Raw genomic sequence first — 25,241 nt, 5'->3', positions numbered from 1 at the left:
CTAGCATGAAGACATTCAAACCGAAAATGAGGCCTGCTGAGCCCGGACGCGCATGCGCTGGAAGCTCCATAGCGCGACCAGAAGGACAGCGGCCCCTGCGGCCAAGGCGACGTTGAATCCGGCCTTGGCGCCCAACGCATCGACCACCTGACCCGATGCCGCGGCGCCCCCGGCCACACCAACGTTCAAGCCGGCGAGCAGCCAGGTCATCCCTTCGGTGAGCTTACGTTCGGGCACGATGCGTTCGACCAGCGACATTGCCACGATCATGGTTGGGGCAAAAAACAGGCCCGCGACCAATACGGCGCCAGCCAGCTCGATGATGTTTCCCGCCAGCAGCAGCGGCAACGTTGTCGCTGCGGTAGCCAGGCCGCCTAGCAGCAGCAGTTTGTGTAGCGGTGTCTCGAGTTTCAGTGCCCCGAACATCAGCCCGGCGGCGCAAGAACCGATGGCATAGCACGACAGCACCAAACTGGCTGCGGCAGGCATGCCCATCTGCTCGGCGAAGGCCACGCTCACGATGTCGACGGTACCCACGATTACGCCCATGGCGACCATCAGCAAAGCCAGCAGACGCACGTCAGCCAGTCTGAACACCGAATCGCTGCCCTGCCCGGCTACATCGTGTGCTTCGACAGGCGGTTCGGTGCTGACTTGTATCGCCAAGGCGAGTACGCCGATGGCCAAGAGCACAGCGGCAGCCAATGGCCCGGCCTGCGGCAGTACCGCCACGCTCAGACCTACCGAAATCGGTGGTCCGGCGATGAACGTGACCTCGTCGAGAACCGTTTCAAGAGAATAGGCAGTCTGCAATTGCGACTTGCCTCGGTAGATTGTGGTCCAGCGCGCGCGCACCATCGCGGACATGCTCGGCATGAAGCCGGCAAGCGCGGCGCCGACGAACAGCGTCCACTCCGCCAGTCGCCAGTAGCTGCAAGCCAGCAGCCAGAGGATGCCCAGTACGCTGAACGCAGCGGCAGCTGGCAACACCCGACGCTGGCCGTGGCGGTCGACCAAGCGCGAGATCTGTGGCGACATAAGTGCATATGTCAGGACAAAGGTAGCTGCCACGGCACCCGCTAGGCCATAGCTGCCGGTTATTTGGGACAGCATGGTAATGATGCCAATCCCCGTCATAGGCAGTGGAAGTCGCGCCAAGAGGCCCGCAAGGGCAAAGCCCTTGGTGCCGCTAGCCCGGAACAGCTCACGATAGGTACCCAAAATATCCGACTCTCCTTATCGAAAATTTCTTGCGTGGTCATGCTCCGATGCAAGACCACATACACTGCGTATGATTAAAACACTATTATCATACGCACTGAATGTAAACCCATCATCGCGTCAGATTTCACGTGAACGCTCACAGCAGTCCTCGCCAGACCACAAATCTACTCAACAGACGAGCCTATCCAGACGCGTGTGTCGAAAGTGCAAAAAACCCTCAATCGTATAGCGCACTCCGCTCTCTGGCCATTATGGAAACTGGCAGTCCCGAATGTTCTAGCCAGCACGAAATGAGACAGGGTTCACTTTTTGCAAAAAACCTTTCGCGACAATTTTTCCCTGCCTTCTAGCCCCTTATTGCCCCTGACTCAGGGGGTCAAAGCCCCATTTCCCGTACCTGGGAGCTTGCATGTATGGCGTTAAGCCATTATTGCGCAAGCTGGCTAAAGAGAGGAAAAATCGCGCCCCTAGCCGGAACTTCTTCCGCAGTAAGGTGCCCTAGTCGGCATTGCTGGCAACACGATATTCATGTGCCAGCACTCGATTCTGCCGCAGCCTAATGGCGCGATTTCAGGTCCACGCCATTGGCGTTTCAGGACGATCAAACAGGTTCATGGACGATGTACCGATGACACAGACATTCGATGTCGAAGCACTGATCAAGCTGCGTAGCCAGACGCGGGCGATCTCCGATGCGCTGAAGGCGCAGGCGGCGGATTACCTTGCCACTGTGGCACCGCTGATCCGTCCGCAAACCCTGTTTGGCGAATACCTGCAAGGCGCCCAGCGCAGCAGTGGGCGCGAAACCCAGGGCCATTTCCAGTCGTTGATCGAACTTTACGAGCGCATTGGCTCGGCCCCGCCGTTCCAGTTGGTCAGCGAGCTGGAAGTCCCGCTGAACCTGATCAGTACCACCCCCGAATTGTTCCCGTTGGAATACGACAGGGTTCTCGAACAAAGCGGCCAGGTCATCCGCATCACCAGCCCGACGCGCTGGGTGGTGGGCTTTCACGCCTTCGACCTGACGCAGTTTCGCAACGTCATTAAAGACCCTAACCGCAGCAGCGCCGAGCTGTACCGCTTCGTGGTGCACTACCTGGTTTTGTTCTACTGCCTGAGCAAGTCGCCAGGCCTCGGCCGGTTGTTCGAAGGCCTACGCTACGGCCTGAGCTTCGAACGCTTCAAGGGCTTTGGCGACCTGCCGTTCTGCGTTATCAGCTCCCCGGTGCGCTCGGTACTTCCTGACGATTCGGTCATCCGTAGCAGCACGCAGATCGCCGGAAGCACCAGCTTCGAAGAACTGGTGGGCCGCGACAATATTCTGGAAATGAACGACGAAATCCGTCAGCGCCTGCTGCTGACGATCGAAGGACTGTAACGCGCCAGCGCCCTGCAAGGGCGGCGCAATGATTCGCAGCGAATTGCTCGCACTGGAGAACACGATGGCGAAGAAGGAAAGCACCCAGCACAAACTCGACCGCGTCCGCGCACCTCGGGTCCATATCACCTACGACGTGGACATCGGCGATGCGCTCGAAAAAAAGGAGCTGCCCTTCGTCGTCGGTGTGTTGGGCGACTTCTCCGGCAACCCGCTGGAGCCGCTGCCTAAGCTCAAGGACCGCAAGTTCGTTTTCATCGACCGCGATAACTTCAACGGTGTGCTCAAGGGCATCAAGCCACGCCTGACCTACCGCGTCGACAACACATTGGCCAAGAACGGCACGCAACTGGGCGTCGAACTCAACTTCAACACCCTCGAAGACTTCGAGCCACAGAACGTGGTCAAGCAGGTCGAGCCACTGCGCAAGCTGTTGGAAGTGCGTAACAAGCTGGCCGACCTGCGCAACAAGATGGGCGGCAACGACAAGCTCGAAGAGCTGCTCATGGACGTACTGCAGAACACTGAGAAGCTGAAAACCCTCGGCAAGGAATTCGGGCGCGAAGCCGCCGTATCTGTCGACAAAGGCAACGAGTAAGCAGGAGCCAGACGATGACCGACAAGCAAGCGTTGTCCCAACAGGAATCCGATCTGGTCGAAGTCGAGAACTTCGCGCCCAAAGCATCCCTGCTCGACAGCATCATTTCCGAAAGCCGCGTGGCCCGTTCGGAAACCGAGCGCAGCCGCACCCGCGACCTGATCGGCGAACTGGTCGGTCAGGTACTTGAGGGCGAACTGACCCCCAGCAAGGACCTGATCGCCGTGCTCGATGCACGTATCGCTGAGATCGATGCGATGCTGTCTGAGCAGATGAACGAGATCATGCACGCCAGCGAGTTCCAGCAGCTCGAGGCCTCCTGGCGCGGCCTGAAATACCAGGTTGACCAGACAGAGACCAGCACCACGCTGAAGATCCAGTTGCTCAACGCCTCGAAGAAAGATCTGGTACGCGACCTCAAGGCTGCTTCCGAATTCGACCAGAGCGCGTTGTTCAAGAAAATCTACGAAGAAGAGTACGGCACCTTCGGTGGTGCACCCTTCGGTATGCTGGTAGGTGACTACGAGTTTACTCGCAGCCCCGAAGACATGTATCTGCTCGAAGAAATCTCCCACGTCGCCGCAGCCGCCCACGCTCCGTTCATTTCTGCAGCATCGCCGGAGCTGTTCGGCTGGGACTCGTTCACCGACATGTCCGGCCCGCGCGACCTGGCGAAGATCTTCGACACCGTCGAATACGCCAAGTGGAAGTCGTTCCGTGCATCTGAGGACTCACGTTACGTCGGCCTCACCCTACCGCACGTGCTCGGTCGCCTGCCCTACGGCCCAGATACAGTGCCCGTGGATGAGTTCAACTTCGTCGAAAGCGTCGATGGCCGCGACCACAACAAATACCTGTGGATGAACGCCGCCTACGCCCTAGGCACTCGCGTGACCGATGCCTTCTCCCGCTACGGCTGGTGCGTGGCGATCCGGGGCGTGGAAGGCGGCGGCCTGGTCGAAGGCCTGCCAACCCACACCTTCAAGACCGACGACGGTGAAATCGCGCTCAAATGCCCGACTGAAATCGCCATCACGGACCGTCGCGAGAAAGAATTGTCGGACCTGGGCTTCATCCCCCTGGTGCACTGCAAGGGGACCGACTACGCCGCGTTCTTCGGCACCCAGTCGACCCAGAAGCAGAAGCAGTACAACACTGATATCGCCAATGCCAACGCACGGCTCTCGGCGCAGCTGCAGTACATCTTCGCTACCTCGCGCATCGCTCACTATATGAAGGCGATCATGCGCGACAAGATCGGCAGCTTTGCCTCGCGCAAGGATGTCGAGTCGTTCCTCAACGAATGGCTGGCCGACTACGTGCTGCTAGACGACACCGCTAGCCAGGAAGCCAAGGCCAAATTCCCGCTGCGCGAAGCCAGCGTCGAAGTGGTCGAGGTGCCGGGCAAGCCAGGTGCCTACAAAGCCGTGGCGTTCCTGCGCCCGCATTACCAGCTCGACGAATTGACCGCCTCGCTGCGACTGGTGGCCGAACTGCCGCAGTCTACCCGCAGCTGATCGAATACGAGCCAGGAAGGCGTAATTCACCCATGAGCCGTAACTATCAATTAGTGCCAACACTGTTGGATCGCTTGCTTGATGACACTCCTCATCAAGCAAGCGAGGCGGTTTCCAGGCGGTTGTGCTCCCTGGCCGAATACAAGGCCAGCCTGATCCGCGACCTGGAAGTGCTAGTCAACACGCGTCAGTGCATGGTCGCCGAACGTCTCGGCGGCCATGGACAACTGGCTGGCACCATTCTGGAATATGGCATGCCCGACTTCACCAGCAAGGGCGTGCTCAACCCCGAGGACCGGCGCCTGATTCAGGCCCAGCTTGAACGTGCCATCACCGTCGGGGACAAGCGCTTTCGTGCCGTACGCGTACAACTCATGACCCAACAAGTGGGCCACCGCATGCTGACCTTCCGGGTCGATGCCGTGTTGCACCTGCAGGATGCCACCCGCCAGGTCTCGTTCGACGCCGTACTGCAGATCAATACCCAAGAATACAAAGTGCAGAACCTCAACTGATGCTCGACGATCTGCTGCCCTACTATGAAAAGGAACTCTCGCACCTGCGCTTTCTCGGCCAGGAGTTTGCCCGCGAGTACCCGAAAATCGCCTCGCGCCTGCTGATCGAGGGAGACAACTGTGAAGACCCTCATACCGAACGCCTGATCGAAGCGTTTTCGTTCCTTTCCGCGCGCATCCACAAGAAGCTCGATGACGAGTTTCCCGAAATTGTCGAAGCCTTCCTTGAGGTGCTGTACCCGCATTACCTGCGCCCGACCCCGGCGCTGTCAATTGCCGAATTTTCCGCCGGCAACCGTTCGCAATTGGTGGCGCGCTACGACATCGCCCGTCATACCGAAGTCGCTTCACGCAGTGTCGATGGCGTTGCCTGCAGGTTCCGCACATGCTACCCCGTGCAACTCTGGCCCGTGACCGTGCAGGAGGCCTCATTCAGCGAGCTTGAACGTTCTGTGTTCAACGGCCACAGCAGTGACCTCGTAGCGCACCTGAAGATCGGCTTGGTAGCCACCACCGACCTGCATTTCGGCCAGCTCGACATTCATTCGCTCCGTTTCTTCCTCGACGGTGAAAGCACACTGATGCTGCAGCTGTACGAGCTGCTATTCAACAACCTGGCCAAGGCCACCGTCAGCTTCATCGAAAACGGCCAGCGCCGGGAAATCGGTCTGCCAGCCGATGCCTTGCAGGCCGTCGGTTTCGAGCAGGATGACGGCCTGGTGGACTACTCGGCGCGCTCGTTCGCCGGTTACCGCCTGCTGCACGACTACTTCACATTCCCCGACAAGTTCATGTTCTTCGACATTGGCGGGCTCAAGCGTGCCCTGGCTGGTCGTGACGCGCAGACCATCGCGCTGAACTTCTACTTCTCTCACTTCGAGCTCGGCGAGCGCCTCTCTCGGCTGGCGCAGAATCTGGGGCGACACAACTTCAAACTTGGCTGCACACCGATCATCAACCTGTTCAAGCAGCAGGCCGAACCTATAAAGCTGAGCCACACCCAGCATGAATACCCCGTCACACCGGATGTGCGACTGCAGGGAAACGCCGAAGTGGTGTCAATCGACCGTGTGCAGCGCGTGCGCAAGCTCGGCGGGCGGGACAAGGTCAGCGACTGCAACCCGTTCTTCGAACCCCGCGGCGACCTCGGCTCGGATGCCTGCTACTGGATCGGCCGTCGCCAGCCGTCACGGCGTGGCAGCCAGAGCGGCACGGACATGGTGATACGTGTGGTGGACCGGGAACTGGACCTGATCGACAGCAGCAGCGATACCCTCAGCCTCGCCCTAACCTGCAGCAACCGCGATCTGCCGCAACTGCTCAGCTATGGCGGCAGCCAGAGTGACCTGAGCCTGGACCAGGACAGCGTGGTCGACACCATCCGCCTGTTGCGCAAGCCCACCGCCACCGCGCGCGTGCCACTGGGTGACGGCCTGATCTGGCGGCTGATCTCGCACCTGTCGCTGAACCATATGTCGCTGGTGGCGCAGGGCAAGGAAGTGCTGCAGGAAATGCTCAGCCTTTATAACTACCGCCGCGGCCTGGCCGTACGTAAGCAGATCGGCGGGATCCTGTCGATCAAGAGCGAACCGGTCGTCGCCCGCATAGGCCACCCCCGCCCAAACTTCGTGCGTGGCGTGGGCATCACCCTGGAACTCGACGAAAGCCAGTACATCGGCAGCGGGGTGTTCCTGTTTGGCAAGATCCTGGACCACTTCTTTGGCCAATATTGCACCGTCAACAGCTTCACCCAACTGACCCTACGCACCCGCCAGCGGGAAAAGAGAATCGTACAATGGCCACCCAGAACCGGCGATCAGCCACTGGTCTGATCGACCAGGCGCGTGCCCAGCCCTACCGGTTCGAATTTTTCCAACTGGTGCGGCTGCTGCGCCTGCACTACAGCAGAGCGGGACGTATCGACCCGGAAACCCGGCCGCATGACGACCCGCTGCGCTTCCGTTCGCAGCTGTCGCTGGCCTTCCCGGTCAGCGAAGTCAGCGACCTGAAGTTCGAGCGCGCCGAACGCACAAACGCAAACGATCAACCGCTGTCGGAGGTCCAGGTCACCTTCATGGGCCTGGTCGGCCCGTCCGGGGTGCTGCCACGGCCGTACACCGAGCTGCTGATCAACCGCCACATCCAGCACCGCGACGATGCCGCGCACGCATTCATGGACCTGTTCTCCCATCGCATGGTCGCGCAGTTTTACCAAGCCTGGCAGAAATACAAATTCCACATCGAGCACGAACGCAAAGGCAGTTCGGACTTCGAGCGCTACCTGCTGAGCATGGTGGGATTTGGCGAGCAGGCCCGTCAGCGCAAGTTTGCAAGCAGCGATTCGAGCCTGCGCCATGAACTGTTCAGCTACTTCGCCGGTTTGTTCACCCAGCGCCCGCGCAACCCGCAGAACCTGCAAGCGATGCTCAGCTTCTACTTCGCCCTGCCGTTCACCCTGCGCCCATTTGCCGGGCGCTGGCTCAAGCTCAAACCTGAGCAGTGCACGCGTCTGGGACGGCAGAACGCCCAGCTGGGGCTGAGCAGCGTGATCGGCAATCGCGTGTGGGACTACCAGTCGTGCGTACGGATCGTAATCGGCCCGCTGGATCTTGCCGACTACGAGCGTTTTCTGCCCGGCACCCAGGACTACCACAAGCTGGTGGAGCTGGTGCGTTTTTACCTGGGTCCCAGCCTCGACTTCGAGCTGACTCCCCAGCTCAAGCCCGACGCCGTGCCGGTAGCCCGACTGGGGCGTAAAGGGGGAGTGGCGTTGGGCTGGCTGGGCTGGCTCAAACGCCCTGGCAGCCAGGTCGGACCCGCGCGCTGCGGCATTTTTAGTATTCCTTATGATGGGGTCTCGCTGTGAACCTTAAGTCACTGTTTGCCAAGCTCAACGACACCTGCCGCAGCGCCACGGAAAGCGCCGCCGCGCTATGTCTGGCCGAGCGTCACTATGAAGTGGATATCGAGCACGTCCTGCTGCAACTGCTTGAGGGCGATGACAACGACCTGCGGCCGGTGCTGCGCCACTATGATGTGGTGGTCGAGCGCCTACAGTCACAGCTGGCCGATGCCTTGCAGGGCTTCAAGACCGGTAATACCCGCACCCCGGCGCTGTCGCCACACATCACTCAGTTGATCGAGCGCGCCTGGGTGCTGGCCTCGATCGAATATGGCACCAGCCAGATCCGCAGCAGCTACCTGCTGCTGGCCCTGCTCGACGACGCCGATTTACGGCGTTTGCTGCTGGCCAGCGCAGCTGAGCTGGACAAGATCAATGTCGACGACCTGCGAGCCAACCTCCAGGTCTTGACCAGCGCCAGCGGCGAAGCCCAGCAGGCCACAGCCTTGCCGGCCGACAGCAGCGCTCCTGCCCCGCTGCGCGGCGCGGGCAAGACCCCAGCGCTTGACCAATACACCGTCGACCTGACCCGCAATGCCCGCGAAGGTCGGATCGACCCGGTGTTGGGTCGCGAATTCGAGGTGCGGCAGATGGTCGACATTCTTACTCGTCGGCGCCAGAACAACCCGATCCTCACGGGTGAGGCCGGTGTCGGCAAGACCGCTGTGGTCGAAGGACTGGCACTGCGTGTCGCCGAGGGCGACGTGCCAGAGCCGCTTAAGGGGGTGGCCATCCACACCCTCGATTTAGGCTTGCTGCAAGCCGGTGCAGGCATCAAGGGCGAGTTCGAGAACCGCCTGAAATCGGTGATCGAGGAAACCAAGCGCAGCGTGCACCCGATCATCCTGTTCATCGACGAAGCCCATACCCTGATCGGCTCCGGCGGCCAGGCCGGGCAGAACGATGCCGCCAACCTGCTCAAGCCGGCACTGGCGCGGGGCGAGCTGCGCACCATCGCCGCGACCACGTGGGCCGAGTACAAGAAGTACTTCGAGAAGGACGCTGCCCTCGCCCGCCGCTTCCAGGTGGTCAAGGTCGAAGAGCCTGAAGAAGACCAGGCCATCTACATGCTGCGCGGGCTGCTGGAGAAGATGCAGAGCCACCATCGGGTGGCAGTGATGGACGACGCACTCGTGCAGGCGGTACGCCTGTCCAGCCGCTACATCACCGGCCGGCAACTGCCGGACAAGGCAGTCAGCGTACTCGATACGGCCTGCGCCCGGGTCGCTCTGGGGCAGACCTCGCAGCCCGGCCGCGTTGAAGACTGCCTGCGCCTGGTCGATAACCTGCGTACCGAAATCGACCTGCTGGAGCAGGAACAGAGCAAGGGCAGCGACCACCAACGCCGCCTTGGGCAGCTGCGCGAACAGATCGAGCAGGCTGGCCAGCGCCAGCAACGGCTGGAACAGCAATGGCAGCACGAGTTGGAACTGGTCAAGCAGATTCATGCCTTGAGCCAAGACAGCGACAGCGATAACCGCGCCGCACTGGCCGAACTGCGGGAGCAGCTGGCCGATGTCCAAGGCGAAGAACCGCTGATCCATGCGCTGGTCGATGGCGCCACCATCGGTGAAGTGATTTCGGGCTGGACCGGCATCCCCCTGGGCAAGATGCTGCGCGACGAGATCGACACCGTGCAACGTCTGCCTGCGCTGATGGCCGAACGTGTTCTGGGCCAGGATCATGCCCTGCATGAAATCGGCAAGCGCATCAAGATTTCCCGGGCGCGCATGGAAGATCCGAACAAGCCGATTGGCGTATTCCTGCTGCTTGGCCCCAGCGGCGTCGGCAAAACCGAGACCGCGCTGGCCCTGGCCGATACTCTGTACGGCGGCGAGCGCAATGTCATCACCATCAATATGTCGGAGTACCAGGAAGCGCACACCGTCTCCAGCCTCAAGGGGTCGCCACCCGGCTATGTCGGCTACGGCGAAGGGGGCGTGCTGACCGAAGCGGTACGGCGCAAGCCTTACAGTGTTGTGCTGCTCGACGAGGTGGAAAAAGCTCACCCGGACGTGCTCGAACTGTTCTTCCAGGTATTCGACAAAGGCGTACTGGACGACGGCGAAGGGCGCGAGATCAACTTCCGCAACACTGTGATCATCTTGACCTCCAACGTCGGTACCGAACACATCATGCGTACCTGCCTGGGCGCCGACCAGGTACCGGCACCGGCACAGCTGGTAGACGACCTGCGTGACCAGCTCAATGGCGTGTTCAAGCCTGCTTTTCTTGGCCGCCTGAGCATCGTCCCCTACTACCCGGTGCAGGACGCCATCCTGGAGCGCATCGTCGGCCTAAAGCTGGAGCGCATCCGTCAGCGTTTCGAGCGCAATCACCAGGCCCAACTGCACTTCAGCCCGGCGCTGGTGCCAGCGATTGCGGCACGCTGCACTGAGGTCGACAGCGGTGCGCGCAACATCGACAACATCCTCTCGGGCAGCCTCATGCCGGAGCTGGCTGAACAAGTACTGGCACGCATGGCCGCAGATCAGCCGATCACCAGCTTGCGCATCGACCTGGATGAAGCCGGCGGCTTCGCCTACAGCCTGGCGTGAAGGTGCGGACGTTGAAGCAAGGACCATCAGCAGCGCACCGGGCGCTGCCAGAGCAAGTTTTCAGGAGCAGGACGATGGGCAGGATACTGGGTGTACTGATCATGGCCTCGGCGCTTGGCGCCTGCGGCATTACTGACCGCGTTGGCAAGCGCGTCGACGACACCTGGGCAGGCGACATGCTGTTCAGCAGCGACGAAAAAGTGGTCCTGATCATCGACGGTGGCAATCAGCTGAACCCGGACGTGACCGGTACCCCATTGTCGGTGGTGGCGCGCGTCTACCAGCTCACCAGCCTTGATCGATTCATCGCCAGCGATGCCGACACCCTGCTCGACCACCCTGAGCAAGCGCTGGGCGAGACTGTGCTCGATACCCGCGAAACCGTTGTGCTACCGGGTATTGGCAACGTCCAGGGGTGGCCGTTGGCCAAGCAGGCGCGCTATGTCGCCGTGGCCGCTTTTTTCCGTGACGAAAGCGGTGGGCGTTGGAAGATGGCTTTCAATGCCGACGCCTTCCGCAAGGACGGCATCTTCTTCTCGCCCGAGGGCGGTCGGGTGCTGCTCAACCTCAACCAGATCACCGCCGAACGCGGCCAGGATGTGCTCCAGCTCCCGGCCCAGCAAGCCGTCGCCACCCAGCAGCCGGCACAGCCGCTGGAAACAGAGCCTACCGTCGGCCAGCAACTGCAGGCCAAGGCGCTGGACGCCGCCCAGCGGGCCGCTGGCGATGCAGCCGAGCAATCGGCCAAGAAAGCCATGACCAACGTGTTCGATTCAGCACTGGAAGGTATCCAATGAGCAACAAGAGCCGTGTGATGTGGTCGGAAGGCATGTTCCTCCTGCCCCAGCACTTCCAGTATCAGGACGAGTTTCACCAGCACCAGCTGGCTCAGGCAACCTTGCGTTCATCGCCTTTCCATTGGGGTGTGCAGACACTCGAAGTCGATGAACAAGCGCTGAGCAGTGGCGTGCTGCAGCTCAACCGTCTGCACATGGTGTTTCCCGATGGTTCGGTGTTCGACGCCCCGCAACATGACCCGCTGCCGGCGGCGCGCGACCTCAAGGACGTGTCACGAGGCGCGGGCCTTAAGGTGTATGCCGCACTCAAGCTGGCTGAACCCTACAGTGCCAACTACCTGGAAGATGGCGCCGAACGCCAGGGAGCCCGCCGCTACCGCAAAGCGTTCGCGACCTTGCCCGACCTCAACGAAGGCGACCTGGAAAACGAAATCACCAGCCTGCGCCTGAACGTGGTGCTGCTGGTCGATGGCGACGCACTGGATGGCTACAGCTACTGCCCGCTGCTGCACCTGCAGCGCAATAACGTCAACGCGTTTAGCGTCGACAGCCAGTTCGTCCACCCGGCCTTGCACCTGGGCGCACATGAAACCCTGCTGACCATCGCCCAGCGGTTGCTCGCCCTGCTACAGAGCAAGAGCGAGACGTTGTCCGGGCGTCGCCGCGAACGCGCCGACCAGATCGCGGAGTTCGGCTCAAGCGACGTCAGCCTGTTCTGGCTGTTGTACACCGTCAACCGTGCTCACCCGGGCCTTGCGCACCTGCTCCAGCACCCGCGCCTGCACCCGGAACAGCTGTATCGCTTCCTCGCCGAACTGGCCGGCAGCCTGCTGACCTTCTCGCTCAATGCTCGTCTGGACGACATCCCGGCCTACGACCACCAGGACCCGGCCGCTTCGCTGCTCAAGCTCGACCGTCTGGTACGCGAACTGCTCAATAGCGTTGTGCCAAACCAGTACATCCCGATTCCACTGGACCAGACCCGTTCGTCCTATTATGTCGGCCGCCTCAACGACCCGCGCCTGGTCGACGCCGACTTCTACATCTCGGTGCACGCCGACATGCCCGGTGCTCAGGTGCTTGAGCTGGTACCGAGGGCCTTCAAGATCGGGTCCCCGGAAGACATCGAGGTGGTGGTCAACACGGCCATGCCGGGGGCTACCCTCAACCACTGCGTACGCACGCCCAATGCGATTCCGGTGCGCCTGGACAACCAGTACTTCGCGATCGAACCCCACGGACGGGTGTATGAACGCATGATGAGCGCCCACGCCATCGCCTTCTACGTCCCCAGTGCCTTCAAGAACCTCAAGCTCGAACTGATGGCGGTGCTCAAATGACTGTTGCCGTAATGCCGGGCGGCGTGACCGCCGTCGAACAACCCTCCACCCTCAAGGACATGGTCAAGGACTTCCTGACCATGGCGCTGATGATCCGCCGCGGCAACAAGGTGGTCGATGTGCAACGCTTGCGTGCAGGTGTCGACGAGTTCTTCCCAGCCCTGGAGCGCGATGCACGCCGTGCAAACTACAGCGTCGAGCAAGTCAAGGACGTGCAGTACGCGCTTTGCGCCTTCCTCGACGAAAGCGTGCTGAACGCCGGCCCCAGTGAAATCCGTAATCAACTTGAGATCAACCCGCTGCAGTTCCAGTACTTCGGCGTGCACCTGGCCGGCCAGGGCTTTTTCGACAAGTTGGAGGCCTTGCGTACCGACGTAAAGCGCAACCTCGACGTGCTTGAGGTTTACCACCTGTGCCTGGCCCTGGGCTTCGAAGGCAAGTACAGCCTTGAGCAGAAAGACCAGCTGCGCTACATCGCCAATACCCTAGGCCAGGACATCGCCCGTCACCACGCGCCACGCAAGGCCCTGGAACCGCAATGGGCGCTGCCAGACCAAGTGTCGCAGATGCTGCGCTATGAAGTGCCACTGTGGCTGTACCTGGTACTCATCGCGCTGGTATGCGGGGCGGTCTACCTGACCCTTGATTGGTTGCTAGGCAAGGAAGTCGCCGCGTTGGCGGAGCAGGTCCGCCGGCTGTTCGGCGTTTAACTCGAGTACGGTCAGGAAGACATGAAAGCACTACTGCGCTGTTTGAAAAATTTCTGGTTTGCCTTGGCACTGGTCTGGGCGATCGGTCTACTGAGCTGCTGGTTTGCCCTGCCGCGCTGGCAGTTCACGCCTGAACAGGTGTATGTGGCAATGACGCTGTTCAGCGCTGTGTGTCTGCTGCTGATCGTGTTGCGCCAGTACCGCCGTATCCGCGCCGAGCAGAACATCGAGAGCTTGGTGCAGCTGGAAGTCGACCGCTCACTAGGCGCCGAAGGCGAGTTCCGCGATCAGCACGTACTGCGCGAACGCCTCAAGCACGCCATCGCCATGTTGCGCTCGGCGCGCTCGGCCGGGGGGGGTGGTGCCTCGGCGCTGTCGGACCTGCCTTGGTACCTGGTAATGGGCATGTCGGCTTCGGGCAAGACCTCGCTGCTGACCCGCTCCGGGCTCTCGGCCTCAATCGCCGGAGCTCAGGCCAGCGGCCTCGATAGCGGCACTCAGCACTGCGACTGGTACTTCAGCCCCGAAGCGGTGCTGATCGACACCGCTGGCCGCTACCTGCGCGATGACGCCTCGGCCAACGAGTTCGCCTCGTTCCTCAAGCTGTTGCGCAAACAGCGCAGCAAGCCTGCGGTGAACGGCTTGGTGCTGGTGGTGAGCCTGCCGGAAATCATCTGCGCCACTGTGACCGAGCGTGAAGCTCTGGCAGCGCGCCTGGTCAGCCGCATCGACGAATACAGCGAGTGCCTGGGCGTTAACCCGCCGCTGTACCTGGTGCTCAGCAAGACCGACCTGCTGCCGGGCTTCAACCAGACCTTCGAGGGCCTGGACAATGTCCAACGCCAACAACCGCTGGGCATGACCTTCCCGCTTGCCGAGGTGCGCAACAAAGGCCTGCGCAGCGTTGCCGAAGCCCGCTTCGCTCAACTGCTAGGTAGCGTGCGCGAGCACGTCGACCACCAGCTGATAGCCGGCGGCAACACGGCCAACGTCGAACTGCTGCAGTTTCCCAGCTACTTCGCCGAGCTGTCGAGTGTGCTGGGTGGATTCCTCGAACAGTTCGAGCGCACTGCCGACGGCCGCACCCCACCGATCGTGCGGGGAGTGTATTTCACCAGCGCGCTGCAGACCGACGAACAGCTGCCACCGGTCTACGAAGACGCGCTGGGCGCCCATTATGCCCTGCAAGCCAGCGAACGCCCGCCGTCAAACAAATCGACCAACAAGATCGGCGACAAGAGCTTCTTCATCACCGAAACCTTCCGCCAGGTAGTGTTCCCCGACCGCAACCTTAGCCTGTACTACTCGCGCAAGGGCCGTACCCGCGCCATCACCCCGGCTCTGGCCGGCGCTGCGGCGCTCGCCGGCGTCGCCCTGCTGGCCTGGGAAGGCGTGTCATTTCACAACAACCGCCAGGTACTGGCCAGCATCGGTAGCGAGCTGAGCGAACTGGAACAGGCCCCCGACCAGGCCGAGCGCCTGGCATCCGGGCAAGCCATGGAACAGCTGCGCCATTATCTCGGGCAGTTTGAAGGCTACGACAGCGAGGGTGTACCGCTGGCATTGGGCGCCGGCCTGTACAGCGGCGCGGAACTGCTCAGCCCGCTGCGCCAGGCCTACCTGCAGCAACTGCGCACCCAGGCCCTGGAGCCAATCGGCAAGCAACTGCAAGTGCAGCTGCGTGCGCTCAACCAGTTCGCCGAAACTGTCGACCGCACACCACTGGCCGACACCGGCAAGCGCCGCGCGTCGAAGGCCCAGGCAGCGGATGCTGCGCCAGGCAAAGGCGTCAAGGTATTCAAGGCACCGGCCGCTGCAGCACTGACGACCCAGGTTCCGCGCAGTGGCGCGCAACTGGCGGGCCAGGTGCAAGCCGCCGCCAGCGAAGCCGGTCAGGACGGCCGCCGCCGCGCCCTCGATGCGCTGCATGAAAAGGCCCGTTCAGTGTCCAGCGCCGACCCGTCTGAAGACACCGCCCTGACCGCCGGCCTCTCGCTGTCCGAAGACAGCCTCGGACGCCTCAGTGAGCAGCAGGTGGCATCGGTGATCGAAGCCTACAGCGCGCTGAAGCTGTACCTGATCCTGACCCGCCCGCAAGAACACCCGGATGCCGATTTCGTCGCCGCCGAGCTGCCGCGCGCCTGGGCCCAGGCCGCGCAGGCCCAGGGCCATGAGGCAGACCCGGCGCTCGTTGAAGCCAACAGCGCGCTATACGTGCGCTACCTGCAACAGGGCACAGCGCCCGCCCTGCGCCGCAACGAACAACTGGTCAGCGACGCCCGCCAGAGCCTGCGTTCGTTCATGATCGCCAGTTCACTGGTCGACCGTGAGTATCTGCGCCTGCAGCTGGAGTCCGGCCGCCAGTATCCGAACCTGACGTTGGCCGACATGGTACCGGCCAGCGGTCGCAACCAGCTGTTCTCCGCCGAAGCCGTGCCGGCCTTCTACACCCGTCAGGGGTGGGAAGAATACGTGCAGCCAGAGCTGATCAAGCTACTCTCGGGTGACCTGCGCAATGATAGCGACTGGGTGCTCGACGGCGAAGGCGGCAACGGGCTGGTGCAGAAGGCCAACTTCATGCGCGAGCTGCTGGCCCGCTACAAGGCTGACTACGCCGAAGCCTGGCTCAACCTGCTCGAAGGTGTTGGCGTGCGCCACTTTACCGACATGGCCAACGCCAACGAGCGCCTGGCGGTGCTTAGCGACGTGCAGAACTCACCCGTGAAGAGCCTGCTGGCCGCCGTCAACCATAACACCGACTGGGACCAGCCAACGCAAGCGTCCACCACCTCGGCCAGCGCGGCTGAAGACAGCTTCTGGGGCAGCATCAAAGGTGCGTTCAGCAGCCAGGGCGCCACGGTGGAAAACGTCGTGACGCAACTGCCACGTGTTGGTGACGGCAGCCTGGCCAAGCGCTTCGAACCGGTCTCGCGTCTGTTCGCCGCGCAGAATGCAGAAGGTGCCGACAGCACCGTGATGGACCGTTACCTGGCCGCGCTGCGCAAGCTCAAGGTGCGTCTGAGTAACATTCAGCGCTCGCAGGATGTAGGTAAGAACAGCAAGCTGCTGATCAGCGAAACCCTTGAGGGCCAGCCCTCGGAAGTCACCCTTGTACGCAACTATGTCGAGACCAGCGTCGACACCTCGGCCGGCAAGCTGTCCGGCGCCCTGCTGCGCTTGTTCAACTCGCCGCTGCAGTACACTTGGGAAACCCTGCGCGATCCGGCCGGGCAACAGATCGCCAAAGCCTGGGCGCAGGAGGTAGCGCGCCCATGGCAGCAAGTCATGGCGCACCGTTACCCGATTGTCGCCGATAGCAATAACGAAGCCTCGGTCAAGGACCTGCAACGCTTCGTAGACCCCGAGAGCGGCCTGCTACCAGCCTTCAAGCGCAATGAAATTGGCAACCTGGCCGGTGGCGAAGGCCTCGGCATGGGCACTGGCAAGAGCAATAGCCCGCTGGTAAATACGAAAATGGTCGACAGCATCGACAAGGCAAGCTCCGTCGGCCAGGTGATCGCCAGCCTCTCGGACCGTGAAAATGGCTTTGAGATCATGCTTGAGCCATCGGCGCGCTACACCGACATCATTTTCACCCTGGATGGCCAGGAGCAGCACTACCGCAACGGCCGTACCAGCTGGAACCGCTTCGCTTGGCCCGGTAGCAACAGTAGCCCGGGTGCGCGCCTTGACGTTGTCACCCTGGAAGGCCAGCGCATCAACGTGTTCGACTACCCTGGCCGCTGGGGCTTGCTGAAGATGAACGACAGTGCCCGGGTCATCGACTTGGACACCGTGCAGCAGCGTTTCACCTGGCAATCGGTGGCCGGCCCGGTAAGCCTGGTGGTACGCAACTACGGCGGTGTGAAGATGACCGACCTGGCTCAGGTCAAGGCACTCAGCGTGCTCAACGACAGTGCGCGGGTGAACTGATGCTAAACCGTACCCTGACAGGGATACCTGGCCAATGATTGGATGTTTCGGCAAAGTCCCAGCCAGTGCCGACTTCGTCAGCCTTAACGGCGCCTTGCCGGAGGTTTGCGAATTCGACCTGTGGCTGCAAAACGCCCTGGGTCGCATGCAGCCACAGGCCGACTGGCGCGAACGCTTCGATGCTCTGCCGGTGTGCTTCTTCTGCTACCGCACCCGCACCGGGCAATGGCTGCTCGGTGGCTTCATCAGTTCACGCGATACCAGTGGTCGACGCTACCCATTCATGGTGTTCCAGAGCATACGCATGGACCACGATGCGCGCTTCGTCAGCCCGCATATTCTTTGTGAGCTGTTCGCAGGGCAGATCAAGCCGTTGCTCATGCAGGCCGCCCAGGGTGCCGATATGGCCGAGCTGTTCGGGCAGATCAAAGCCATGCGCGGCTGGACCGCCCGGGACCTTGACCTGTATCGCCGGGTGCACGAGAAGTTCCTTCACGACTTCAACCTGCGCGACGTGGCCCGTGCGCTGCGCCACAGCTACCCGGAGTTCGACACCCAAGCCGGGATGGCCAGCCTGTATCGTCTGCGCACCGCCCTGCAGCAGGCGCACACGGCGCCAATCTGCCTGCCGCTGCCGGCCCAGAGCGGCCTCAAACGCCCCATGGCGGACCTCTGGTGCACGCTGCTGTCGCACCTGCGCGGCAGCGCCGGCATGCCCGACGTCAGCGTGCTGGTGGACAACTTCATGCGCCCTGGGCTGCTGTGCTTTGCCTCCCGTGGCAGTGATGAGGTTTACCGGCTGCTGACCGGCATTGCCGATTCCAGCGAACGGCATGACCTGCTGGACCCTTTGCCGTACCCATCGAGCGGCAGCCCCCTGACACTGCCGGCCGATGACCTGGCCCTGAACGATTTCATAGCGCGCTTTGCCAGCGCGCGGGACGAACAGTATTGATGAACAGGCTCAAGTACTATTTCTTCAAATATCAGCCTTACGTGCTGGGTGTGGTGTTTTTCCTGGCCATCTTCCTAGTCTGGACGACAGGCATGGCGCTGGGTTTTGCCTCGCTCGCCAGCCTGCTGGCCGGCATCGGCGTGTTCGTGCTGCTGTCTGCCCTGTATGTATTGCTGATGTACCGCGGCGTATCCCAGCACCATGACCTGCAGGCATTGCTGCGAGAGGATGCCGACCAGGCGGTGCTCAACGCCAATCCACAAGACCGCGAGGAAATCAGCCTGCTGCGCGAGCGCCTGCTGCAGAGCATCGAGCGCCTACAAGGCAGCAGCAAAGGCGGTGCTAACAAAGATGCGCTGTACGCCTTGCCTTGGTATCTGGTGATCGGCCAGCCGGCTTCGGGCAAAAGCACCATGCTCTACCAGTCCGGCCTAACGTTCCCGTACGCCGAGCGCGAAGGTGCCCGGGTCGCGGGCCTTGGCGGCACACGCAACTGTGACTGGTTCTTCAGCTCCGAAGCCGTGCTGCTCGACACTGCCGGCCGCTATATGAACAACCAGGAAGAAGCCGGCAAGTGGCGCGCCTTCCTCGGCCTGCTGCGCCAACATCGCCAGCGTCGCCCGCTCAATGGCCTGATCGTCGCGGTCAGCATCGAAGACATCCTGCACGCCGGTGCCGATGGCCGCGAACGCCTGGCCAAGCGCCTGCGCGAGCGCATTCAAGAGGCCCACGAGCTGCTGGAATTGCGCTTGCCGATCTACCTGGTGTTCACCAAGTGCGACCTGCTGCCGGGCTTTACCCACTTTTACCGTCAGCTGGATGCGCACTTACGTGACGAAGTGATGGGCAAGACGTTCAGCCACGAGGGTTTCGAGCAGTCAGACTGGGGCACGCGCTTTGCCGCGGCCATGAACGAACTGGTCGGCCACTGGCAGGCACTGGCAGACCATCAGCTGCTGCAACAGGACATCCAGCTGACCCGTCGTGACCCGGCCGCCTACCGCTTGCCGCTGGAGCTGGCAGCGCTCAAGCCGCTGCTCAACGCCTTCGTCGCTGACCTGCTGCGGGCCAACCCCTACCAGAGTGCCGAGCTGCTGCGTGGTTTCTATTTCACCAGCGCCCTGGATGCCGACGAACCAGCCCACGGCCGCTATGCCAGCCATGTGCGCGACCGCTTCGCCCTGGCTGCACCGGGCAACGACGCAGCAGCCGACAGCCAGACCGAGCCGCTGTTCATCGCCAGCCTGTTCCGCAAGGTGATCATCCCCGACCAGCACCTGGTGGCGCTGTACACCAGCAACCGCCGCGAGCACCGCCGCAAAGCGGCATGGGTGGGGGCTGCGAGCCTGGCCGGCCTGTTACTGTGCGCAGCCTGGGGCTGGTCTTACAGCAACAACAAGGCAGCGATCCAAGCCGTGGCTGCCAACCTCGACAGCGCCCGCCAGCAGGATGCTGCCGCTCCCCGGCAATACACCGCCTGGAACAGCCTGGACCAGTTGCGCCAGGCCGCTGCCGAGCTGTATGCCCGCCACCGCACCGATGGCGTGCCACTGGCCATGCGCATGGGCCTGTACCGCGGCCATGACATCGAGCCGTTCGTGCGCCAGGCATATTTCGCTCAGCTGGAAAAGGTGATGCTCAAGCCCACCGCCGACAATCTGACCCGTTCGCTGTACCTGCTCAGCAGCATCAAGATCTATCAGCGCAACGCCCCACGCCTCGAGACCGTGAGCGGTATCGACAGCGTTGAGCCTCGGGCCCTGCCGGTGGACAACCGCGCGCAGTCGGTAGCCACCTTCGGCCAGACCACCCTCGATACCTACCTGATGCTGTCCAAGGCCCAGCGTGAACAGGCCCAGCCGGCAGTGCTCAAGGTACGCATCCCAGATTATTGGTACCCGGCTATCTACAAACAGGTGCCGCGCCCGGCCGGGCAGTCGGCACAGGCTTCCGGCGAGGGTGAGGACTACCAGTTCGCCGGGCGCCAGATCGCCTTCTACAGCGACCAGATCCGCGAGCCGGACGTGCCGCGCATCCTCAATAACGCGTTCCTGGTGTCCAGCTCGCGCAACTACATCAACAGCCTGCTGACCCGTTCGCTGCGTGCCATCGAAACCATCACGCTGGAGTCCGACACCTTGTTCGCTTTTGGCCGCGCCGACTTCCAAAGCTTGCAAACCGCCGGCCAGCGACAGCTCAGCAGCATCGCCAACAAACTGCTGAACACACCCAATGTTGGCAAGATCGTGATCACCGGCCATGCCGATCAGATCGGCGATCGCCAGAGCAACCTGCAGGTGTCCCGGCAACGGGCGCAGACCATCAAGACCTACTTGGTGGGCAAGGGCCTGCCAGCGGAACTGGTCGATGCCGTGGGCGCAGGCAGCGACAAACCCTTGGTGCGCTGCAACATGCAAGCGCCGCGCGCCGAACTGATTCAGTGCCTGGAACCTAACAGGCGTGTAGAGATCGAGGTCCGGGCACTTGATTGAATGCCCGGTCTCAACACGACGCCTGCGGCGGGTCTGCAGGCGTCACAATCAGGGCAGGTCCAGGTACTGGATCAAGGAAGCCCTTTATACCTATGGAGAAATGTAGACATGGCATTTGACGCTTACCTCAAGATTGACGGCATCCCAGGCGAAGCTCTGGATGACAAGCACAAGGACTGGATCGAAGTACTGGGCTACCAGTATGGCGCTACCCAGGCGACCTCGGCGACCGCCAGCTCCTCCGGTGGCGCTTCGTCCGAACGTGTCAATCTGAGCGATTTCACCATCCGCAAGTACGTCGACAAAGCCTCTGCCAAGGCCTTCGAAGCGTGCTGCAAAGGCCAGCACATCAAGGAAGTGGTGCTGAACGTGAACCGTGCCGGTGGTGACAAGGTGACTTACCTGACCATCACCCTGGAAGAAGTCGTGATCTCCTCGGTCAACTTCCTCGGCAACCTGCCGCTGGACGGCGAAGCCAAGGCTGAAAGCGACTTGCCGATGGAGGAGATCAAGTTCAACTTCTCGCGCATCAAGACCACCTACACCCAGCAGAAGCGTTCCGATGGCGCCGGTGGCGGCAAGGTTACTGGCGGTTGGGACCGTTCGCTGAACAAGGTCTACTCCTGAGCCTAACCTGAGCTGGCGCCGATAATGGCCAGCTCGCCAGGGGGTCTCGTGCCTGCAAGGGCACGGTGACCTTCCTTTCACCTTCGCACACAGAGCCGTCCATGCACGACATTCTCGACGACCTTTCGCTGTCTGCCCTGCGTACTCCGATTGACGGTGGCGCCGGCGAGGACCTGAGTTTTTCCAGCTTGTTCGATCAGATCAAGGAAGCGCGACGCGCCGATCCCGAATACCTGACCCAGGGCGACTGGCAGACTGACCTCAAGCAGGCCGACTGGGAGCAGGTGATCCAGCTGGCTGCCGTCGGTATCACCGAGCACAGCAAGGACCTGATGCTGGTGGCCTGGCTGAGTGAAGGCCTGGCTCACAGGAAGCAGTTTCCGGGCATCCGTTTTTCCTTGGCGGTGGCGCAAGCCCTGCTGGAAGATTTCTGGGACACGCTCTACCCCTCCCTCGACGAGGGTGAAGACGAGCGTGCTACCCGCCTGGCGTGGTTGACCACTACGCTGACCGAGGTGGTCCGCACCCTGCCGATCACCCAAGGGCAAGGCTACAGCCTGCTCAAGTATGAAGAGTCGCGCCAGGTCGAGAACCTGGCCCGGCAAAACCCCTCGGCCATGCACCAGGCACTGGAAGATGGCAAGATCAACGCCGAACTCTTCCAACGCTCGGTGGTGATGACCGATACCGAGCACCTGCACGTTTTGCACGCGCAAATCAGTGAATGCCTGGGCGCCTGCCAGCAACTGCAGACCACAGCCGATAATGCGTTCGGCCATGACGCGCCGAGCTTTCTGCCCCTCAACGACGTGCTTGTGCAGGCCCGACAACTGGTGGAACGCCTACTCAAGGAGCGCGGTGTAGAGTTGGCACCCGCTCCAGGAGCGTCAGCCGAAGAAGCAGCACAGCCCGAACTGCCGGCAGCAGCCGGTACGGCCCCGGCCGCTGCACAGCTTAGCCACAGTGCCCCGTTGCGAACCGTACCGCTGAACCGTGAAGAAGCCTTCACCTTGCTCCAGGGCGTGGCGCAGTTCTTCAAGCAGACAGAACCGCACAGCCCGGTGCCCTACCTGGTGGAACGTGCCATCAAGTGGGGCAACATGCCGCTGGAATCCTGGCTCAACGATGTGATCAAGGACAGCAGCGTGGTTGATGGCATTCGCGATGTGCTCGGCACCCTGCAACCTCGTGACTGATTTGTGGTCCTAGCCGGCTGAAAAGGAGTTTCGACATGCGTCCGATCATTCTTTTGAACGACCCTACCGACCGCGGCGGCATGGTTGTGCAGGCCTCCTCATCGACCCTGGTCAACGGCCGCGCCGTGGCCAGGCTCGGCGACAAGGTGATGTGCCTGCACGGCGCCTGCGTGATCGCCAGCGGCGACACCTCCACCCTGGTCGACGGCATGCCGGTGGCCCGCCATGGCGACAAGACCGCCTGCGGCTCCAGCCTGATCGCCACCAACAGCGACACCGGAATACTGTAAGGACTGCCAGCATGTTGAAACCCTTCGCCCAGGGCCATCGTTCGTTGTGGGACGTGATCGGCGAGCGCCGCGAGCAAGCACAGCGCCTGGCACCCCCACCACGCCCGCGCGCCGAGTACGACACCACCCGCATCGGCCTTAGTGATGCCTGGGTGTGGCTGCCTAACCTGAGCCCGGCCGACGCCAAGGCAGGCAAGGCGCTGGGCAGGGTAAACGCCGACTTCGAGCACGACCCGCGGCTGGTCACCCCGGCCGGCCACCGTCATACCGTGCGGCGTATTCGCGCGGGCAGCGCGCGTGCCGAAGTCAGGATTCTGCCCAGGGCCCTGCAGCTGCTGCAGGCCATGCTCGGCCAATGGCACGACTTCGCTGGCGGCCTGGACTGGGACCAGACCCAAGTGGTGGTGTTCGCCCCCACCGGCATCGACGCCGACCCCTGGCTGGATGCACTGCTCGAAGTTTGGCCGTTCGACTACTTGCCCGGCCACGGTTTTAGCGCCCCCGGCCAGACCTTCGCCACCTGGCTGCCGTGGGCCCAGTGCAACGAGCTGGAAGCCGCCAACCTGCTGTGCATCGGCATCGACAGCTGGGCCACGGTGGACCGCGCGGGGAGCGTGAAAGGCGAACGCATGGCCGGTGAAGCGATCGCGGTGCTCAACCTGCAACGCATCGACCTGGCCAACCCCGAGGGCAATGCGCGCTGGCAGCTGCACCCTGCGGTGAACCACGCCCATGGGCCTCGGGCGCTGTTGCCGCGCAAAGGCTGCGGTGGCCTGGAGCAGGTGAGCGAGCAGCTGTGCGAACAGGCCGGCATTGCCTTGACCGACGTGAAAGGCCTGGTTACTGACGGCCACCACGACGACAACCGCCTGGAGCACCTGTACCAGTTGCTCTACACCCACCTGCCCGACTGCGACATGCAGCAACACGTGATCGGCCATGCCCTGCTGGCGGGTGAATACGCGCCGGGTATCAGCGAAATGAGTGCGCTGGCGCTGGCGTTGCAAGCGGCCAACAGCCTGGAAGGTGCAGTGCTGGTGATGGATCGGCATGCATCGACACAGACCCAAGGCTGGTTGCTGGGGCCGTTGCAGGCGGTGGTTGCCGAGCAGCGACCGAGCGAGGGCGTTTGATGATCAAATACGCCAGTTGTGCATTTTTCCTGCCGCTTGCCGGGTGTGGGGACTCGAACACGAATGTGGAAAAGCCCTCCATACGATTCGAACTGGACGCGCCTGTCGAGAATGCCTTCTCGGGCTCATCTGTGCAGTTTCAGAAGGACTGCATGGTAGGGCTATGCATGTACAAGTACTCCTTGGCTTTCAGCGAGCCCCTTCGAGCGGACCTGGAAATGGTTTCTGACGCAGGCAGCTTAAAGTTTGACGACGTAGTCAGCACAAAGCTAACTACATTTGAAAGCGATATTGTGACTAGCGCCAACGTAACGTTAGGCGGTGTGAAAACGGATGCCGAGCACACTGAAGCTATGATGTATCACGCCCAATTGCTCGACAAATTGCGAGCAGAAGGCTGGCGTCGATTCATCCTTCAAGATGAAGCCCGTATACCAGGCACCGAAGCCCAGAAATTCAAACCTTACTACGTCTTGGATAAACCCGTGGGCACAGGGCCTTGGAATGATCCTGAATTGAGGTTGACCCAGGAAGCGTGGTTGTCGAAGCGGACATTGAGCAATTGGTATTTGCAAAAGGACGGCGTCTACCTGGTGCTCCGTGTACTGCGTTGGGATAGTGAGATTGTGCCCGAGAAGAAAGCTTCTTACCTGTTCACGTTGGAGTTCGAGTCAGAAAGTGAATTCTACAAAGACTACTTCGAAGGCGATGACCGTGAGCATTGGTCAACCCTCCTCCCCGCCGAACTCAAACGCATGGCCCAGGAACGCGCCCAAACCGGGGCACGCCTGAAAAAAATGGGCATCGCCATCGATGAGGACTACCAGGACCCGCCCATCAAGGCCCTGGAATAACCACCCGATCAGCCCCCACTCAGGAGACACTGTGTCATGGACCTGACCTTCGGCACCCCGCTTTCGCAAAGCGGCCGTCTGCTGCAACTGACCACCCCGTTAGGGGCCGATCAGCTGCAAGCCTTGCGCGCCTACGGCGTCGAGCGCGTCGGCCGCACCCCGCGCTACACCCTCGATGTGTTGGTGCAGGACACCGAGTACGACCCGGAAAAACTCATCGGT

General features: G+C 61.9%; 20 protein-coding genes. 19 read left to right on the top strand and 1 reads right to left on the bottom strand.

The features are described from left to right. Positions 1-15: 15 nt before the first annotated feature. A complete protein-coding gene (locus PFU01S_RS09200; protein WP_028687561.1) occupies positions 16-1,224 on the bottom strand; it encodes an MFS transporter in 1,209 nt (402 codons plus the stop codon). A 628-nt stretch (positions 1,225-1,852) separates the two neighbouring features. Between PFU01S_RS09200 and PFU01S_RS09195 the strand changes: the two genes are divergently transcribed. From PFU01S_RS09195 to PFU01S_RS09105, 19 genes are all read left to right on the top strand, one after another. After that, a complete protein-coding gene (locus PFU01S_RS09195) occupies positions 1,853-2,602 on the top strand; it encodes a hypothetical protein (protein ID WP_028687562.1) in 750 nt (249 codons plus the stop codon). A gap of 64 nt (positions 2,603-2,666) precedes the next feature. Further along, positions 2,667-3,200 (top strand): type VI secretion system contractile sheath small subunit, encoded by a 534-nt coding sequence (gene tssB / locus PFU01S_RS09190; protein ID WP_028687563.1) that lies wholly within the window; start codon positions 2,667-2,669, stop codon positions 3,198-3,200. 14 nt (positions 3,201-3,214) lie between these two features. Beyond that, positions 3,215-4,717, top strand: coding sequence for a type VI secretion system contractile sheath large subunit (gene tssC / locus PFU01S_RS09185; RefSeq protein WP_028687564.1), 1,503 nt, complete (start codon positions 3,215-3,217; stop codon positions 4,715-4,717). Between the two features lie 32 nt (positions 4,718-4,749). Further along, positions 4,750-5,232 (top strand): type VI secretion system baseplate subunit TssE, encoded by a 483-nt coding sequence (tssE, locus tag PFU01S_RS09180; protein ID WP_028687565.1) that lies wholly within the window; start codon positions 4,750-4,752, stop codon positions 5,230-5,232. Continuing rightward, positions 5,232-7,064 carry a type VI secretion system baseplate subunit TssF gene (tssF, locus tag PFU01S_RS09175; protein ID WP_028687566.1) on the top strand — a complete coding sequence of 611 codons (1,833 nt, stop codon included), beginning with the start codon at positions 5,232-5,234 and terminating at the stop codon, positions 7,062-7,064. Before tssE ends, tssF begins: the two co-directional genes overlap by 1 nt. After that, a complete protein-coding gene (tssG, locus tag PFU01S_RS09170; protein WP_028687567.1) occupies positions 7,028-8,098 on the top strand; it encodes a type VI secretion system baseplate subunit TssG in 1,071 nt (356 codons plus the stop codon). The genes tssF and tssG overlap by 37 nt, the downstream gene beginning before the upstream one ends. Beyond that, entirely contained in the window at positions 8,095-10,692 is a 2,598-nt protein-coding gene (tssH, locus tag PFU01S_RS09165; protein WP_028687568.1) for a type VI secretion system ATPase TssH, read from the top strand. The genes tssG and tssH overlap by 4 nt, the downstream gene beginning before the upstream one ends. Positions 10,693-10,766: 74 nt before the next feature. Continuing rightward, positions 10,767-11,489: a type VI secretion system lipoprotein TssJ gene (tssJ, locus tag PFU01S_RS09160; protein WP_028687569.1), complete on the top strand. Its 723-nt coding sequence runs from the start codon at positions 10,767-10,769 to the stop codon at positions 11,487-11,489. Then, positions 11,486-12,829 (top strand): type VI secretion system baseplate subunit TssK, encoded by a 1,344-nt coding sequence (gene tssK / locus PFU01S_RS09155; protein WP_028687570.1) that lies wholly within the window; start codon positions 11,486-11,488, stop codon positions 12,827-12,829. The genes tssJ and tssK overlap by 4 nt, the downstream gene beginning before the upstream one ends. Then, entirely contained in the window at positions 12,826-13,539 is a 714-nt protein-coding gene (icmH, locus tag PFU01S_RS09150; protein WP_028687571.1) for a type IVB secretion system protein IcmH/DotU, read from the top strand. The genes tssK and icmH overlap by 4 nt, the downstream gene beginning before the upstream one ends. A 21-nt stretch (positions 13,540-13,560) precedes the next feature. Continuing rightward, positions 13,561-17,472, top strand: a complete 3,912-nt coding sequence (locus PFU01S_RS09145) for a type VI secretion protein IcmF/TssM N-terminal domain-containing protein (RefSeq protein ID WP_028687572.1) — start codon at positions 13,561-13,563, stop codon at positions 17,470-17,472. A 34-nt stretch (positions 17,473-17,506) separates the two neighbouring features. Next, on the top strand, positions 17,507-18,427 hold the full coding sequence (tagF, locus tag PFU01S_RS09140; RefSeq protein WP_028687573.1) for a type VI secretion system-associated protein TagF: 921 nt from the start codon (positions 17,507-17,509) through the stop codon (positions 18,425-18,427). Further along, positions 18,427-20,919, top strand: a complete 2,493-nt coding sequence (gene tssM / locus PFU01S_RS09135; protein ID WP_028687574.1) for a type VI secretion system membrane subunit TssM — start codon at positions 18,427-18,429, stop codon at positions 20,917-20,919. The genes tagF and tssM overlap by 1 nt, the downstream gene beginning before the upstream one ends. Before the next feature lie 108 nt (positions 20,920-21,027). Continuing rightward, on the top strand, positions 21,028-21,546 hold the full coding sequence (locus PFU01S_RS09130; RefSeq protein ID WP_028687575.1) for an Hcp family type VI secretion system effector: 519 nt from the start codon (positions 21,028-21,030) through the stop codon (positions 21,544-21,546). Between the two features lie 101 nt (positions 21,547-21,647). Beyond that, positions 21,648-22,742, top strand: coding sequence for a type VI secretion system protein TssA (gene tssA, locus PFU01S_RS09125; RefSeq protein WP_028687576.1), 1,095 nt, complete (start codon positions 21,648-21,650; stop codon positions 22,740-22,742). Positions 22,743-22,777: 35 nt separating this feature from the next. Beyond that, positions 22,778-23,032, top strand: coding sequence for a PAAR domain-containing protein (locus PFU01S_RS09120; RefSeq protein WP_028687577.1), 255 nt, complete (start codon positions 22,778-22,780; stop codon positions 23,030-23,032). 11 nt (positions 23,033-23,043) lie between these two features. Then, positions 23,044-24,165 (top strand): hypothetical protein, encoded by a 1,122-nt coding sequence (locus tag PFU01S_RS22620; protein WP_042139398.1) that lies wholly within the window; start codon positions 23,044-23,046, stop codon positions 24,163-24,165. Beyond that, positions 24,165-25,019, top strand: coding sequence for a hypothetical protein (locus PFU01S_RS09110; protein WP_028687578.1), 855 nt, complete (start codon positions 24,165-24,167; stop codon positions 25,017-25,019). The genes PFU01S_RS22620 and PFU01S_RS09110 overlap by 1 nt, the downstream gene beginning before the upstream one ends. Before the next feature lie 36 nt (positions 25,020-25,055). Beyond that, a partial coding sequence (locus PFU01S_RS09105) for a hypothetical protein (RefSeq protein ID WP_042139396.1) occupies positions 25,056-25,241 on the top strand: 186 nt, incomplete at its 3' end.

It is taken from the genome of Pseudomonas fulva NBRC 16637 = DSM 17717 (assembly GCF_000730565.1).
In the GTDB taxonomy this organism is placed as follows: Bacteria; Pseudomonadota; Gammaproteobacteria; order Pseudomonadales; family Pseudomonadaceae; genus Aquipseudomonas; species Aquipseudomonas fulva.
Note: the sequence above shows the minus strand (reverse complement) of the source record. Positions and strands in the feature narration are given on the sequence as shown.

What these genes read in the sequence shown, in the direction of transcription:
- tssM (WP_028687574.1), top strand. Translation starts at nt 18,427, where the DNA reads ATGAACAGGCTCAAGTACTATTTCTTCAAATATCAGCCTTACGTGCTG.
- tssE (WP_028687565.1), top strand. Translation starts at nt 4,750, where the DNA reads ATGAGCCGTAACTATCAATTAGTGCCAACACTGTTGGATCGCTTGCTT.
- tssC (WP_028687564.1), top strand. Translation starts at nt 3,215, where the DNA reads ATGACCGACAAGCAAGCGTTGTCCCAACAGGAATCCGATCTGGTCGAA.
- PFU01S_RS09110 (WP_028687578.1), top strand. Translation starts at nt 24,165, where the DNA reads ATGATCAAATACGCCAGTTGTGCATTTTTCCTGCCGCTTGCCGGGTGT.
- icmH (WP_028687571.1), top strand. Translation starts at nt 12,826, where the DNA reads ATGACTGTTGCCGTAATGCCGGGCGGCGTGACCGCCGTCGAACAACCC.
- PFU01S_RS22620 (WP_042139398.1), top strand. Translation starts at nt 23,044, where the DNA reads ATGTTGAAACCCTTCGCCCAGGGCCATCGTTCGTTGTGGGACGTGATC.
- PFU01S_RS09145 (WP_028687572.1), top strand. Translation starts at nt 13,561, where the DNA reads ATGAAAGCACTACTGCGCTGTTTGAAAAATTTCTGGTTTGCCTTGGCA.
- tssA (WP_028687576.1), top strand. Translation starts at nt 21,648, where the DNA reads ATGCACGACATTCTCGACGACCTTTCGCTGTCTGCCCTGCGTACTCCG.
- tssJ (WP_028687569.1), top strand. Translation starts at nt 10,767, where the DNA reads ATGGGCAGGATACTGGGTGTACTGATCATGGCCTCGGCGCTTGGCGCC.
- tssB (WP_028687563.1), top strand. Translation starts at nt 2,667, where the DNA reads ATGGCGAAGAAGGAAAGCACCCAGCACAAACTCGACCGCGTCCGCGCA.
- tagF (WP_028687573.1), top strand. Translation starts at nt 17,507, where the DNA reads ATGATTGGATGTTTCGGCAAAGTCCCAGCCAGTGCCGACTTCGTCAGC.
- PFU01S_RS09195 (WP_028687562.1), top strand. Translation starts at nt 1,853, where the DNA reads ATGACACAGACATTCGATGTCGAAGCACTGATCAAGCTGCGTAGCCAG.
- tssK (WP_028687570.1), top strand. Translation starts at nt 11,486, where the DNA reads ATGAGCAACAAGAGCCGTGTGATGTGGTCGGAAGGCATGTTCCTCCTG.
- PFU01S_RS09120 (WP_028687577.1), top strand. Translation starts at nt 22,778, where the DNA reads ATGCGTCCGATCATTCTTTTGAACGACCCTACCGACCGCGGCGGCATG.
- tssF (WP_028687566.1), top strand. Translation starts at nt 5,232, where the DNA reads ATGCTCGACGATCTGCTGCCCTACTATGAAAAGGAACTCTCGCACCTG.
- PFU01S_RS09130 (WP_028687575.1), top strand. Translation starts at nt 21,028, where the DNA reads ATGGCATTTGACGCTTACCTCAAGATTGACGGCATCCCAGGCGAAGCT.
- tssG (WP_028687567.1), top strand. Translation starts at nt 7,028, where the DNA reads ATGGCCACCCAGAACCGGCGATCAGCCACTGGTCTGATCGACCAGGCG.